Source organism: Cytophagales bacterium (assembly GCA_019456305.1).
GTDB lineage: Bacteria > Bacteroidota > Bacteroidia > Cytophagales > VRUD01 > VRUD01.
The window spans coordinates 1-13,545 of the sequence record VRUD01000099.1 but is presented as its reverse complement, the minus strand read 5'-3'; the positions used below and the strand labels follow the sequence as shown (position 1 = coordinate 13,545).

Here is a 13,545-nt window from a genome sequence, read left to right as displayed (position 1 = left end):
GCTGACTCTATGGTAAAAACAGAAGTTTATGCCATATCTATAAATGAAATTATCAAAGAGATAAAAAAATAGTATTACTGCCACCAACAAATATCTAAAAAAACGAACTTGAATTTTAAATATTTCGGTAAAAGACTAATATAATTATAGTAAACGGCTTATTTTTAAATAAACCTTAAAAAACAAATAAGCAAACAAACTGCCAACAAGAGCGCCGGTAATAATATCCCCCGGATAATGTACCCCAACGTATATCCTGCTATATGATACGAGTGTAGCCCACAGGAGAAGCGCATAGCGCATAGCGCATAGCGCATAGCTCCATGCACCAAGCTCCATGCGCCACGTGTTCCGCGTAATTAACCAAAGAAAGACTGCCAAAGAAAAAGTATTGGATGCGTGTGATGAAAAGAAACCGTATTGCCCTCCGCAGCCAACAACCACGTGAACCAAGTCATGTAAAACCAAATTGTGGCAGGGACGTAATCTTTGCACAAGGGGCTTGATCAAAGATGATGAAAATAGATCGGAAGCAGTGATGAGCAGGATAATAGCAAGAATGATCAGCCAGCTTTCCTTAATTAAAAACCCTAAATTGCTTCCTGGCTCCTTTTGCTTAGGTATGCCTGACTGCCAAAGCTTTAGTGGTCGGTCTTCATCCCAAGGTAGCAGAGGCACGTAAATTGTAAATCGCAAATCGTATTTATACTTCCATATTAAAAACAGCAGCAACAGCACATAAAGGGGGATCCAGAAATTTGTACTTGTTACATAAGCCATGATGGTATCCCAGATTGGATTGTGTTTCCCATTTAAAAAAAGGAATAGCTGCTTGTCAAGAGTATCTATTTTTTCTAATAAATTAGTCATTGGTAATTTGTTTACCCCGTGAAATTCTACGCAGCAGAACATTTCACTCGGCTATTGGTCGTTGTCAACTGCCTACCCCGCTCTTTTGATTATTAAAATAATGAGTTTTTTAATCGTTTTTTAAATAAGTAAATGTAATACATATATATATCTATTTAGTACTAATAATCAAAAGGGCGGGGCTACTTCTATCCAATCCAACCCTTTTTTTAGTAATCTCAGCGTCATTTCTTCCTTACTTCCTTTACCCGGTTTAAAGTTATATTCCCACGATGCCTGAGGCGGCATGCTCATTAAGATAGATTCTGTTCTCCCCCCTGTATCCAGCCCAAATTTTGTACCCAGATCATAGATGAGATTAAATTCAACGTACCTGCTCCTCCTTAATGCCTGCCATCTTTTTTCTGGTTCCCCATAAGCAATATCCTTATTTTTTTTCATTAAATAAGTATAAATCGGGTCAAAAGCGTTTCCTACCTCTTTAATAAATTCAAAAATAGCAGTCTCCCCTAAATCCACAGCCCCCCTGCCTCCCGCAATGCTGGCCCGATGTCCACTGGACATCGTCCTCCCCAAAGGGGGGACTATTCCATCGCTTTTGCCAGCCCCTTTCCCTTTGGGAAGTGTGGTGGGAAAGTCCCCCCTTTGGGGGGATTTAGGGGGGCTGTTAGGGGGGCTGTTAGAGGGGCTGAGCCTGTCAAAAAATATCCCTCCTATCCCTCTTGTTTCATTCCGGTGCTTTATGAAAAAATAGTCGTCTGCCCATTTTTTGAATTGAGGATAATAAGAGGTGGAGTACTGTTCACAGGTCTCTTTTAACCTGCTGTGAAAATATTTAGCGTCTTCTAAATCAATATAAACAGGGGTAAGATCTATCCCCCCGCCAAACCATTTGCTTGGTACTGGGTTCTGGGTACTTGGCGCTGGGTGCTGGCTAATAACACTCATCTCAAAATATCTTAGATTCATATGGATGATTGGAACCATTGGGCTTATTGGATGTATAACGATAGATATTCCGGTTGCAAAAAATGTAGAATCGGTAAAATTTAGAGATTTTAAAACTTTATCTGGAGTTCTTCCATAAACTGATGAAAAATTAATCCCGCCTTTTTCTATTACATTTCCATTTTGAATAATCCTTGTTCTTCCACCCCCGCCACCTGCTCTTTGCCAGAGATCTTCCTTGAATTTGGCTTTGCCATCCGCTGATTGCAGGGCAATGCAAATATCGTCTTGTAATTTTTTAAAATAATTACTTATTGATTCTTTATTCATGATGATCGTTATTAGTTTACCCCGTTGGATAATCAACTTTACCGGCAAATTCATCGGATGACCCCAACGCATAATCCAGAGAGTCATCCGATGATAGCCAACCCTTATTCCAACATTCCAATTTTCAAAGATATTGTTTTAATTAATTTTTATTGTAATATTGGCGAACCGTTTTTATAGAAATATATGAACGCACAAACAGAATTAAAAACAAAATCAAAAATAAATAAAGCGCTACTCCTAAAAGCTTACAGGTTAATGCTTACTGCCAAGGCAATGGCAGAAACATACGAAGAAAATAAGGAGATCTGCAGCAAATACGTGCACGCCACTTCGAGAGGGCACGAAGCGATCCAACTGGCGGCAGGATTGCAGTTATTACCACTTGATTTTGCTTCTTTATATTATAGGGATGATTCTGTTTTGCTGGCAATGGGCTTTTCTCCACTTCAATTAATGCTTCAGCTTATGGCTAAACGGGATGACCCTTTTTCCGGAGGGCGCACTTATTATGCACATCCGTCAGTTAAGAGAGAGGGTTTTCCCACCATCCCCCATCAAAGTTCAGCTACAGGCATGCAGGTGATCCCTGCTACAGGAATGGCGCATGGTATTGCTTACCTTGAATCACAGAATTTAGAAACGCAGATTTATTCCGATAGCTATCGGAAAGATTATACAGATGAAAAGACAGATTCCAGATTCCCTCCTAATAAAGAGGGTAGGAGGGTGTTACCGATTTCCGATTTGCAATCTCCAATCCACAATTCTAAATCCGTAATCTCCAATCCGCAATCCGCAATCGTCTTATGTTCCCTGGGCGATGGCGCTATTACGGAAGGTGAGATTTCTGAAGCTTTCCAGATGGCTGTGCTTAAAAAGCTGCCCATCCTCTATTTAGTACAGGATAATCAGTGGGATATTTCTGCTTCTGCCAAAGAAGTACGCGCTATGGATGCCTATGAGTTTGCTGCGGGCTTCAAGGGTATGGAACGGATCCGGTTAGATGGTTCTGATTTTATTCAATCTTATATCGGCCTGGCAGAAGCGATCTATTTCGTGCGTACGGAGCGGTCCCCGGTTTTGGTTCATGCAAAATGCCCGCTATTAGGCCACCATACTTCGGGTGTTAGAAAAGAGTGGTATAGAGATGACCTGGCCGAACATCAGAAAAATGACCCCATTCCAAAATTAAAGAGGCACTTATTAGAAGAAGGAGAATCTGAAAGCTCACTGAACAAGATTGAAAAAGAAGCAAAAAAATATGTTATTGAAGAATATGAAAAAGCATTAAAAGCCCCTGATCCTGACCCCAAAACTGTAACAGAACATGAATTTGTGCCAACCCCCGTAACAAAAGAAAAAGGTAACAGGGTGCCAAAGGGAGCGGAAAAGGTAGTAATGGTAGATGCGGCATTGCATGCTGTGGATGAACTATTAAAAGAATTTCCGGAAGCATTGTTTTACGGCCAGGATGTAGGAGGCGAGCTTGGCGGAGTTTTCCGGGAAGCGGCTACTTTAGCAAAAAAATATGGCGATGCCAGGGTATTCAACACCCCCATCCAGGAAGCATATATCGTTGGTTCTACTGCCGGCATGTCTGCCGTTGGATGTAAAGCGATCGTAGAGATCCAATTTGCTGACTATATATGGCCCGGAATCAACCAGTTAGTAGAAGAGCTCTCAAAATCATGTTATCTCTCTATGGGGAAGTTTCCGGTACAGTCATTAATAAGGATACCTATTGGCGCTTATGGAAGCGGGGGGCCTTACCATTCCGGCAGCGTTGAATCTACTTTATTGACCATAAGAGGCATCAAAGTAGTTTATCCATCCAATGCTGCGGATATGAAAGGGTTGATGAAAGCCTCTTTCCTGGATCCTAACCCGGTGGTAATGCTGGAACATAAAGGTTTGTACTGGTCTAAAGTACCGGGAACAGAAGATGCTAAAACCCTTGAACCTGATTCTGATTATATTTTACCATTAGGGAAAGCCAATATCGTTCAAACTGCTACTGCCACTGCTACTGCTACTATTATTACCTACGGTATGGGAGTACATTGGGCAAAGAATGCGAGTAAAAAATTCCCCGGTTCTATAGAAATTCTCGATCTTCGAACATTAAATCCTCTCGATTGGCAGGCCGTTGTTGAATCTGTGAAACGCCACAATAAAGTCTTGGTTTTAACCGAAGAGCCCCTGATGAACTCTTTTGCAGAATCTTTAGCCGGCAGAATTTCCAAAGAATGTTTTGAAATATTAGATGCGCCAGTCTACACGCTGGGCGCAGAAAACCTACCTGCCGTGGCGCTAAATAGCGGTTTGGAACAAGCGATGCTGCCCAATGCAGAAAAAGTGGGGGTAGTACTCAAGGAGTTATTGGAGTATTGATGTTTTTTAAGCAGAAAAAGTAGAAATTGAAACCGACTTTCTTTCATGGAATGATGATGAACTGGATAATGATATGAAAAACATTAAAACAGCACGATGCAGGTAGTTTCAAATTCAGCCCGATTATTCATTTAGAAAAAGTTGGCAAATTTAAAAAAGAAGGTGTAATATTGCAAAATGAAAAGTTGGCTATTGAAAATATAAATAAAACACTTGTATATAATCATAGACAACTATACACAATATGATTAAAATACCAAAACCATGACTTGACAATACTGAAAAAAATTAAAATATAGCGTTTAGCTATAATTTTTGTAGCAGAAAACTGACAAAATTTTAGTAAATTTGCAGAACAAACGATAAAAACAAAATATATTATTTATCTTTAGAATTAATATTAGAAATAAAAGATGAGAGCATTAAACTTTGAAGAATTAATCATTAATGGTATAAAAAATTTACCTGCCGAAACCCTTAGAGAAATTGCTGATTATATATTCTTTATCAGGAAAAAAACACTTAATCCTAAAGCATTCGATGAAGAAATCAGATATGAAATGCTCAACGATGAAATGAGGACAGTAAGCAACTATGAAACTACTCATTTAGAAGAAGAATTTATTGATTATAAAAAAAAATATCCAATTGAATAGTTACGTGTCAGACACAATGGCGCTTGTTTTACATATTGAAAAACGTAAAATAAGTTCAAAGGTTAAGAAGGTGTTTACTGAGGCAGAAAATGGAAGGTGTGAAATTATTATACCTGCTATGGTTTTGGTTGAAATCAGTTATTTATATGAAGGAAAAAAAATCAAAACATCTTTAAAAGATGTAGAAAAGCATTTAAAAAAATACTCTTATTTTAAAGAACATCCTTTGGATAAAAAAGTTATTGCGACTGCTTTTGAAATTAAGGATATTAAAGAACTACATGACAGATTGATTGCAGGTACAGCTAAAATATTGAACACGAAACTTATTACTAATGATCCTGTTATAATCGCTTCAAAATATGTGAAAACTATATGGTGACAAATAAAACATGAAAAAATGATAGCAATATGTGACATTTTACATCAGAAAGGGTATCCAATCCCAATATTAAATACTGGCTGAACCCGTTCTCTATGTTCATCATCAGGTTTTCTGAAACTAATTTTTTTTATAGCTAATCTTTCCTCAGGAGGCCTTGCCGGATCCCAGGTTTTTATGCCAACATCTAATCTTATGATAAGAAATACAAAATCGAATCTCAGGCCAAAGCCGCTTCCAACTGCTATTTGTTTGTAAAAACTTTCAATATCAAATTCGGAACCAGGCCTTGAGTTATCTTCTTCTATTGTCCACACATTGCCAGCATCCACGAATAAAGCGCCATCAATAAAGCCGGCTATATTAAACCGGTATTCAAAATTGGTTTCCAGGATAATTTCTCCGGGCTGTTCAAAAAGATACCTGTAATCAGGGTTGCCATCAAGTAAAGGGATAAATGAGCCGGGCCCCAAACGTCTTGGCTTCCATGCCCGGTTGCTGCTGCTGCCGCCAGTGAAAAAATATTTTTCATAAGGGAGTACCTTTTTTCTATCATATGGCCTGGCGATGCCTCCATTGAACCTCATGGCAACACTGCTTTTTGATGTAATTGGGCGATAGTATCTTAGGTCGGTTTGAAGTTTTAAATACCGGAAAAATCTAAGATTAAATATGGAATCATTTTTTTCCAGAAAACTCTTATCCAATAGATTGAATACAGTTCCTCCGGATTCAGCATATATCCTGAAAAATCTTGACTTTTTATTAACCCCAAATTCATTATTATTAAACTGGTAAGCAGCATTGAAGCTTGACACCAGGGATCGTCCGAAACTTAGTTGAAGATTGTTTCCTTTGTTAGATAAACCGACTAAATAGGCCTGAAATGTTGAATCTATATCCCGTGTTCTAACAAGACTTAATTCAAAAGGTGATATTGTTGTTAATTTAAAAGCGCCTTTTTGCCAGATATAGTTCATGGTAGTTTTCAGGTTTGTTCGCTTATAATCTTGCCGGTCAACAAAATTATACCCCAGCGATAATCTTGTTTTATGATTGAATTCAGGAAATTTATACCTGATCTTTGTTGGTATCAGGATTTGCGGAAAAGTGAGTGAAACATTGGCTCCCAGGTCATAACTTTTGTAAACCTGTTCGGGGTCTAAGATACTTGCCTGCCCTTCTATACCGCCACGGATAGTTGCTTCAAATATTTCATAGTTGTTGAATATATTTCTATCTTTAAACGTTATGTACCCAAAAGGGCCGGGTAAACCCTGGCCCTGGCCAACATTTACGCTCACGCCCAATTCATCGGTGATCTGGTATTTTTCAAAGGGCCTGGTAAAAATATTTGCAACGAACCGGTTATTGGTCGTATCATAATTAATGTTGATGAATTTAAACATATCCAGATTAGCCAATTGTCTTTGCGTTTGGATGGTGTTGTACAGGCTGTATTTTTCACCCGGGTAAATTTTTATTTTGTTATTTAGTATCTTTTTTGAGAAGAGGTCTCTTGAAACCTTGTAATGTATGTTGTTATAGGTTAAAGTATCTGATCGGATTTGTCCCGTCTTTTCAGAGGGATTTTCGATTGTAGTAAAATTTACTTCATCTAATGTAAAAACTTTATGTTTCTGCCCTTTTGGGGGATCTTTTATCAATACCTTAACCTTTACCCCATCAGAAGTGTCAATTTCAAAGAATACATATTGGCGGCTAAAGCTAAAATAGCCGTTATTTTTTATCAATTTTTCAATTCGTGCTCTCTCTGATGAAAGTTTTTCTTCATCATAATTATCACCTGTTTTTAATAATGAGTTTTTAATATCACTTGTAATTATGCTCTCGATGATAGAATCGTTGGTGTGGTAAGTAATTGCTGCTAAATAATGCGGGGTATTTTCTGTGATATGATAGGTAAGCTTTATTTTTTTTCGCTTGGTTTTAACGCTATATATCGCATTGCCCTGGAAATAACCCACTGATTTGAGGTATAGCCTTATATGCTTAACAGATTCATCTGCCGATGCTGAGTCAAACACTACCGGGGGTTCACCTACTGACCGCATGAGCCAATTACCTGCTTGTAATTTTAGGTTTAATTTATCTGTTTTTTTCTTATGCTTTTTATTGAGTTTGTCAACTTTCCCGCCTGCTGTCCTAAGAGCTTTTGCGTGGCGGGCAGGTGATTGTTCGCGTTTTTTTTGATCCTTCCCCAGCGTATCCGGGGTAAGGGCAAGCTTCTTTTCGTATTTGCTATTTACTTTTTCATTCACTTCTTTGATCGCTGTAGTATCATAAATTTTTGTGCCGTAATAATAAAGATTTAAATATGCTGTCCAGCCTAATATTTTATGATTTGGTTTTTGCCTTAAAAAAATTTCAAGACTTTCAATGTCAATATCTTTGTTGCCTTTGATGGATTGTTTATACAATAAATATTCATGCTCTTTCAGGTGCTTCGTGTTTACGCAGCCCGGGAATAGAGCAATAGCGCATAGCCCCGCCAACAGGCGGGGCATGGCGCGGGCAGGTGTGGCAAATTTATTTAATGTCAATATTGTGGTTAAGCGAAAAATCAATTTTGTTTGCAGTCTTGTAATATATTACGAGAATAATAATATGTTAGAGCGTGTAAAGTTATTGAAATTATCAAAAAGAGGCTTTTCAGATATAAAAATTATGCTAAAAATGGGATTTAAAACTATTTAATCAGATTTTTTTGTTTTAGCTTTACGAAAAATTTAGTTGTACTTCAAGGTTGAATGTGCCTTACATTGTTTACGACATATAAGGGCATCTCTAAAAACTACACCATACATTCCCCTCTATCAAGAGGGGCAAGGGGTGTGTTTTAAAAAAATATGTAGTTTTTAGAGATGCCCATAAGTAAGTTATTTCGTATATTTGACTAAAATTTAATTCTGTGGAACAGTTAATTGTTAATATTGATAATAAATCTAATGCGAACCTCTTGCTGCAATTGGTTAAAAAGATAAGTTTTGTAAATGAATAACGTTCCAAATTAGCAGGTTTTAAGTATGAAATCCGATATCCGCTAAAAGCTCTTTAATTTCGTTGGGGTAGAAATTATCTCAAAGCTCATTTAGAAGTTGTTTTAATGATTGAGGTTTTATTTTACCTTCTCTAATTAACTTAACTTCTTCAAACGCCTCTTTTAGATCGTCAATAATACCTTGCTTTCCTAACTTTTTTTCAATGATTTCCCATTGCTTAATAGGAATAATCACTGCATTTTTTTCGCCCTTGTCATCAGAAATATATTGTAAGTTCATAATTGATAAAATTTGGTCTAATAGACACAAGGTGGTTGGTTTTACTGATTTAAAATTTCATCAATTGCTTTCTTTTTCCTATGTTGTTTTTGTCCATATCGCGGAAGTAAAACAATAGATCCTTCGCTGATATTTTGCTTTCATTACCACGCAAATAATTTAATGATCTTAGTAAAGTAATGGCTGCATCCTCTACGGGTATATTATCATAAAAATTATCCCTGGCAAAGTGGACAAACTGTAAAACCTTCAATCCGTTGAACCACCTGTAGAAACGTACAATGAAAGTTTTTTCAGAAACGGTGTTTGTCTGTATTTCGCTGAGGTGTTCAATAAAGTTATTTTTTTTCAGGAAAGCGCTGATCGATGGCGGCAGCTTATCTAAAAAATCCACAGCCCCCCTGCCTCCCGCAATGCTGGCCCGATGTCCACTGGACATCGTCCTCCCCGAAGGGGGGACTTTGCCATCGCTTTTGCCAGCCCCCCTTTCCATCCCGTAATGCTGGCTCGATGTCCTCTGGACATCGCCCTCACCAAATTTACCTGTCCGTTTCCCTTCCCCGGTGAAATGTTCTGCTGCGCAGAATTTCACGGGGTAAACCTGAACCATTTGATAGAGCAGGGGTATTTTTGAAAAGAAGATCTTCAAATCATCAAATATTTTTGGGTCGTATGTATAATAATCTCCCCCTAAATTCACAGCCCCGCTAACAGCCCCCCTAAATCCCCCCCCGCCATTATTCCTTACCGAATCGGTGAATGGGTGAATCGGTGAATCGGTGAATTGCTTCGTTTTCTTTCTCTCCGTTTCTCCAATTCCCCGTTTCTCCGATTCAGGTGGGCTTGGAGTTAGAGGGGGGCTGGCCGACATCCTGCCCGATATTGCTTTACCGGTTCCAAAAGGAACACGCGTTGAACGTCTTGAAGAAGGATAAACGGTTGTGGCTGTTAATTCGGTAAAATTTCCCAATTGGATTATCTTTTGCAGAAAATAAAAGTCCTCCCCGGCTTGTCTGCGGTTCATACCCCCCTGTTTTTGATATACATCAGATCTTACAGCCATACAGGAACCGATCGTATAGTATGCGTATGGAAAGCCGCTATACCGCAATGCGATGACGTAATAGCGGAGAAATAGTTCATACTTTGTAATTCCTACTAAGTCGCTACCGGATTCTAAATTATCAAGAGGATGTTCGTAATAGATGGAGCAGGCAGGTGTTTGGGGGTTATTTTTAAAATGAGATTCAATGCTTTTCAGATAATTCTTTTCGCAGAGGCAATCTGCGTCAAAGTTTACGATAATTAGCGCATGGCCCCGCCATTTGGCGGGGCTCTGCTCTAAACGACTGACAGCTTCGTCCATGCCAATTTTCCTGGCCAGTCCAACGCCTGCATGTTTGGGTGGTAATTCCGGAAAGTGAAGGATATGGAACCTGAGCTTTTTGTCAATATGTTTTAATATCCATGCATTTGCTTCCCGGATGGTGCGTATGTTTTGTTCTAAGACATCTTTAGGGCTGTCTTCCGGGGAATTAACCACTATGATTACTTCAACATCACAGCAGGGCCTGTCACAATTATATAATGATTGAAGCGCTTTGGTGAGGCCAGGTTCATAAAAACAGGGGATCACTATTACAATGCCCAGTTTCTCAGAGGGAGGTTCGGCAATTTGAGGTTCACAGAATTTATGCCTTTGCAGATAAGAATTCGACATAATGGAAGATGGATTTTGGAAATTCCAAGTAAAAAGTAAAAAGTAAAAAGTAAAATGAAAAAAACTGCCTCCATATTTTCACTTTTTACTTGGAATTTGAGACTTGGAATTTGGGACTTGGGGCTTTGGACTTAAATTTAATTATATAGATTATTTATGCAATTTAACATTAGATATTACCCCGACAAAGTCGGGGTCACCCGCAGGGTGAGATGTTGGATATCAAACATCGTCCATCTAATCCATCTTTACCAACTTTATCGGTTTAATGAACCCGTCTCCATTAATGATATTAATAAAATATGTCCCATTGACTAATGGCTCATTAAAATTGATGATACCCTGAGCGTTGTTTAGCGCTATTTCAAACACAGTTTTTCCCAATATGTCCGTAATGACCATTTTTGTATGAGAGAAGACCGGGTTGCTCAATTTGTACTCAATTTGAGTAGATTCATTAAATGGATTGGGATACACCCTCATAGTAGCATTTCTATTAACAAGCTCATCAATACCAACCAAAACATTTACAAAAATGCTATCAATAAAAATACATCCATTAACATCAGTGACAGTTACAGTATATACATTAGATGGGAGGCCACTGATAGAAGGGGTTGTTTGTCCCCCTGGATCCCAGGAGTAGGTATAAGGTGGAGTACCGCCACTCATTAACACTGAAGCCGTACCATCATTTGCTCCGGGAAATGATTCGTCTGTTTTTAACAAGTTTCCTGCCAGAGTAATATCAGAACTTATGATCTCAAATTTATCCACACCGGCCTCAACTAAGTGACCACTTCCGGGCAAATCTGATGTCTCAAATATTACCCGCATAGTAGCTGTTGGAGTTATATAATCAGAAACTTTCAAAGATCGAAATACCCAGGACGAATTACCCGCTGAAGAAGCATCTACACTCTCAATGGTTACGGTTGTTGTGCCATTTGTTATTTTAACGTGCAATGTATCATTGGGAAAGCCGGCTCCTCCGTCATTAAAAAACCATCTGTAATAATTCAAAAAAGAGCAAGTGTTGGATGATAAATCAAATACAGGAGATGTTAAGACGGTATTGCCATCATCAACATCATCAAAAGGCGCGCTCACACCGCCATTGCCTGTAACATAAGCAAAACCAGAACAATCTTGTGAAACATCTACTCCCGGGTTTGCATCACCGGTTCCGATGTAGTCGGTTCCAACCGGCTTGCCTCTTTCCCAGATACCGGTGGCAGCCATACCTGTAACTGTCCAGTTGAAATTGAAGGTAAAATCGTCATATATACCTTTGTCAAGCTCTATCAATACGGTATTATTAATTTGTGTAAAAGCTTGATTTACCAGGCAATTCGTGATATATCCCCACTTCCCTGCTGTAGCTTCATAATTATTCCCCTGGAAAAAATTGGGTATGGTAAAATTACCGGAAGAATCGGTGGTAACATTGTATTGAAAATCAATGTTTTCAATTAATACACCTGCATTGGGAACTGGATTGCCTGTACCAAATTCAATAACTTGTCCTGTAACTGTAAAGGGAGCCATACTTTTCAACTGGGCATTTAAAACAGTTACAACACCATTGGTTAATGAAACTCCGGATATAATTTTAGAAATATATCCGGGTTTTGAAAACTGTACGTCATAAGTGCCGCTATCAGCAATGCCTGCGTTGTAGAGGCCATTCACATCGGAAAGGGCAGTCTCAGTGGTTGAGATGATCTCCGCAAGTGCGTTGTTTAATGAATCACCTGTCAAACTATCAGTAACGATCCCTTTGAGATAACATCCGTAAACATAATTTGCCCCAAGTACAAACAAACCATTATTAATATCTGAAGCAATGATATTGCCCGATGGCAGCCAGGGGTAAACTCCCCAGCACCCAAAAAAATCATTTCCTGCTCCCTGTGTATAAGTATCATAAAAACCTACTTCAATCATATTGTCCGGGCGGCTTACGTCAATGATATTGACGCCATCCTTGTAGTAAGAGGTAACAAGAAAATCGCCAATAACGTGGGTATTATGAGGAATGACACCCGAACCCGGATTGGATTGGATACTATCAAGTATGGTAATGTTTGCCAGGTTGGATACATCATAAGAACCGATAAAAGCGCTGCTTTGTTCATCGGTAGTAAACAAAGTGTTATTGTCATCAGAGATCCAGCAGTTATGAGTAAAATTATTAGGTGTATTTTGAGTTGCCAATACGAAAGGGGCAGCTTTATTAGATACATTAATTGCAGCAAAATAACCCATATTTACAGCAGCGCCCCATAATGTATCGCCTCTTACCATTCCATCGTGTAAGTTGAATAGGTTAAAATTCCCCACCTGTACAGGCGCTGTGGGGCTGCTTAGGTCCAGGATCAAAGCACCGCCTAAACCAATATTAGATCCAAATAAATAAGCAAAACCATTTTCATCTATAAAAATGTTATGTGCTGAAGACAAGCCGCCACCTGTATAATTCGTTACAGTTAGATTTGGGTTCGAAGGCAAAGTGCTCAAGTCAATGATCATCAACCCCCCTGATGATTCATTGGTAATGTAGGCATAATCTCCCCAGGTTTTAAGATCCCTCCATGTAGAATTTGCGCCAGGGGCAAAAAACACTTCGGTGGGGTTGGCGGGATCTGTAGAAACATCTACTACGGAGACACCGCTGTTCAGGCCAACCAGGGCGTATTCAATACCGGCGCTATCTACATAACCCCAAATATCATTCAAGTTGTCTATGTAAGTTGTATTGCCCAGCAGTGACATATTTTTTTGTGCTGAAATACTGATTACATTTACACAGATCAGACAGATTAAACAGATTAATGATTTCATAATAGTAAAAGTAACTTAAATTAAATTTTAGTTCATGGTTTTTGGTTTTTAGTTTTAGTTATTTGGTTGTTAGTTTTAGTTCATTAGTTCAATAGTTTG

At 38.7% G+C, this 13,545-nt stretch carries 9 protein-coding genes; 3 read left to right on the top strand and 6 right to left on the bottom strand.

The features are described from left to right. Positions 1-144: 144 nt before the first annotated feature. Together FVQ77_15850 and hemF are read right to left on the bottom strand one after the other, a co-directional pair. Complete coding sequence (locus FVQ77_15850; protein MBW8051774.1) at positions 145-780, bottom strand: phosphatase PAP2 family protein; 636 nt, start codon at positions 778-780, stop codon at positions 145-147. A gap of 258 nt (positions 781-1,038) precedes the next feature. Beyond that, complete coding sequence (gene hemF, locus FVQ77_15845; protein MBW8051773.1) at positions 1,039-2,235, bottom strand: oxygen-dependent coproporphyrinogen oxidase; 1,197 nt, start codon at positions 2,233-2,235, stop codon at positions 1,039-1,041. Between the two features lie 99 nt (positions 2,236-2,334). Between hemF and FVQ77_15840 the strand changes: the two genes are divergently transcribed. From FVQ77_15840 to FVQ77_15830, 3 genes are all read left to right on the top strand, one after another. After that, the gene (locus FVQ77_15840) at positions 2,335-4,542 is read left to right on the top strand and encodes a tungsten formylmethanofuran dehydrogenase (protein MBW8051772.1); all 2,208 of its coding nucleotides are present in this window, start codon (positions 2,335-2,337) and stop codon (positions 4,540-4,542) included. A 413-nt stretch (positions 4,543-4,955) separates the two neighbouring features. Further along, positions 4,956-5,198, top strand: a complete 243-nt coding sequence (locus tag FVQ77_15835) for a hypothetical protein (GenBank protein ID MBW8051771.1) — start codon at positions 4,956-4,958, stop codon at positions 5,196-5,198. Between the two features lie 16 nt (positions 5,199-5,214). Next, on the top strand, positions 5,215-5,580 hold the full coding sequence (locus tag FVQ77_15830) for a type II toxin-antitoxin system VapC family toxin (GenBank protein ID MBW8051770.1): 366 nt from the start codon (positions 5,215-5,217) through the stop codon (positions 5,578-5,580). A gap of 44 nt (positions 5,581-5,624) precedes the next feature. Here the strand turns inward: FVQ77_15830 and FVQ77_15825 are convergent, their stop codons facing one another. From FVQ77_15825 to FVQ77_15810, 4 genes are all read right to left on the bottom strand, one after another. After that, entirely contained in the window at positions 5,625-8,144 is a 2,520-nt protein-coding gene (locus FVQ77_15825; protein ID MBW8051769.1) for a BamA/TamA family outer membrane protein, read from the bottom strand. A 537-nt stretch (positions 8,145-8,681) separates the two neighbouring features. Continuing rightward, entirely contained in the window at positions 8,682-8,882 is a 201-nt protein-coding gene (locus FVQ77_15820; GenBank protein MBW8051768.1) for a hypothetical protein, read from the bottom strand. Between the two features lie 49 nt (positions 8,883-8,931). Beyond that, positions 8,932-10,602: a glycosyltransferase family 2 protein gene (locus tag FVQ77_15815; GenBank protein ID MBW8051767.1), complete on the bottom strand. Its 1,671-nt coding sequence runs from the start codon at positions 10,600-10,602 to the stop codon at positions 8,932-8,934. Positions 10,603-10,839: 237 nt separating this feature from the next. After that, positions 10,840-13,446 (bottom strand): choice-of-anchor B family protein, encoded by a 2,607-nt coding sequence (locus FVQ77_15810; GenBank protein MBW8051766.1) that lies wholly within the window; start codon positions 13,444-13,446, stop codon positions 10,840-10,842. Positions 13,447-13,545 lie beyond the last annotated feature (99 nt).

Bases quoted from the DNA above. Each gene is read 5' to 3' on its own strand.
- FVQ77_15820 (MBW8051768.1), bottom strand. From the start codon at position 8,882: ATGAACTTACAATATATTTCTGATGACAAGGGCGAAAAAAATGCAGTG.
- FVQ77_15830 (MBW8051770.1), top strand. From the start codon at position 5,215: ATGGCGCTTGTTTTACATATTGAAAAACGTAAAATAAGTTCAAAGGTT.
- FVQ77_15850 (MBW8051774.1), bottom strand. From the start codon at position 780: ATGGCTTATGTAACAAGTACAAATTTCTGGATCCCCCTTTATGTGCTG.
- FVQ77_15840 (MBW8051772.1), top strand. From the start codon at position 2,335: ATGAACGCACAAACAGAATTAAAAACAAAATCAAAAATAAATAAAGCG.
- FVQ77_15835 (MBW8051771.1), top strand. From the start codon at position 4,956: ATGAGAGCATTAAACTTTGAAGAATTAATCATTAATGGTATAAAAAAT.
- FVQ77_15810 (MBW8051766.1), bottom strand. From the start codon at position 13,446: ATGAAATCATTAATCTGTTTAATCTGTCTGATCTGTGTAAATGTAATC.
- FVQ77_15815 (MBW8051767.1), bottom strand. From the start codon at position 10,602: ATGTCGAATTCTTATCTGCAAAGGCATAAATTCTGTGAACCTCAAATT.
- hemF (MBW8051773.1), bottom strand. From the start codon at position 2,235: ATGACTCTCTGGATTATGCGTTGGGGTCATCCGATGAATTTGCCGGTA.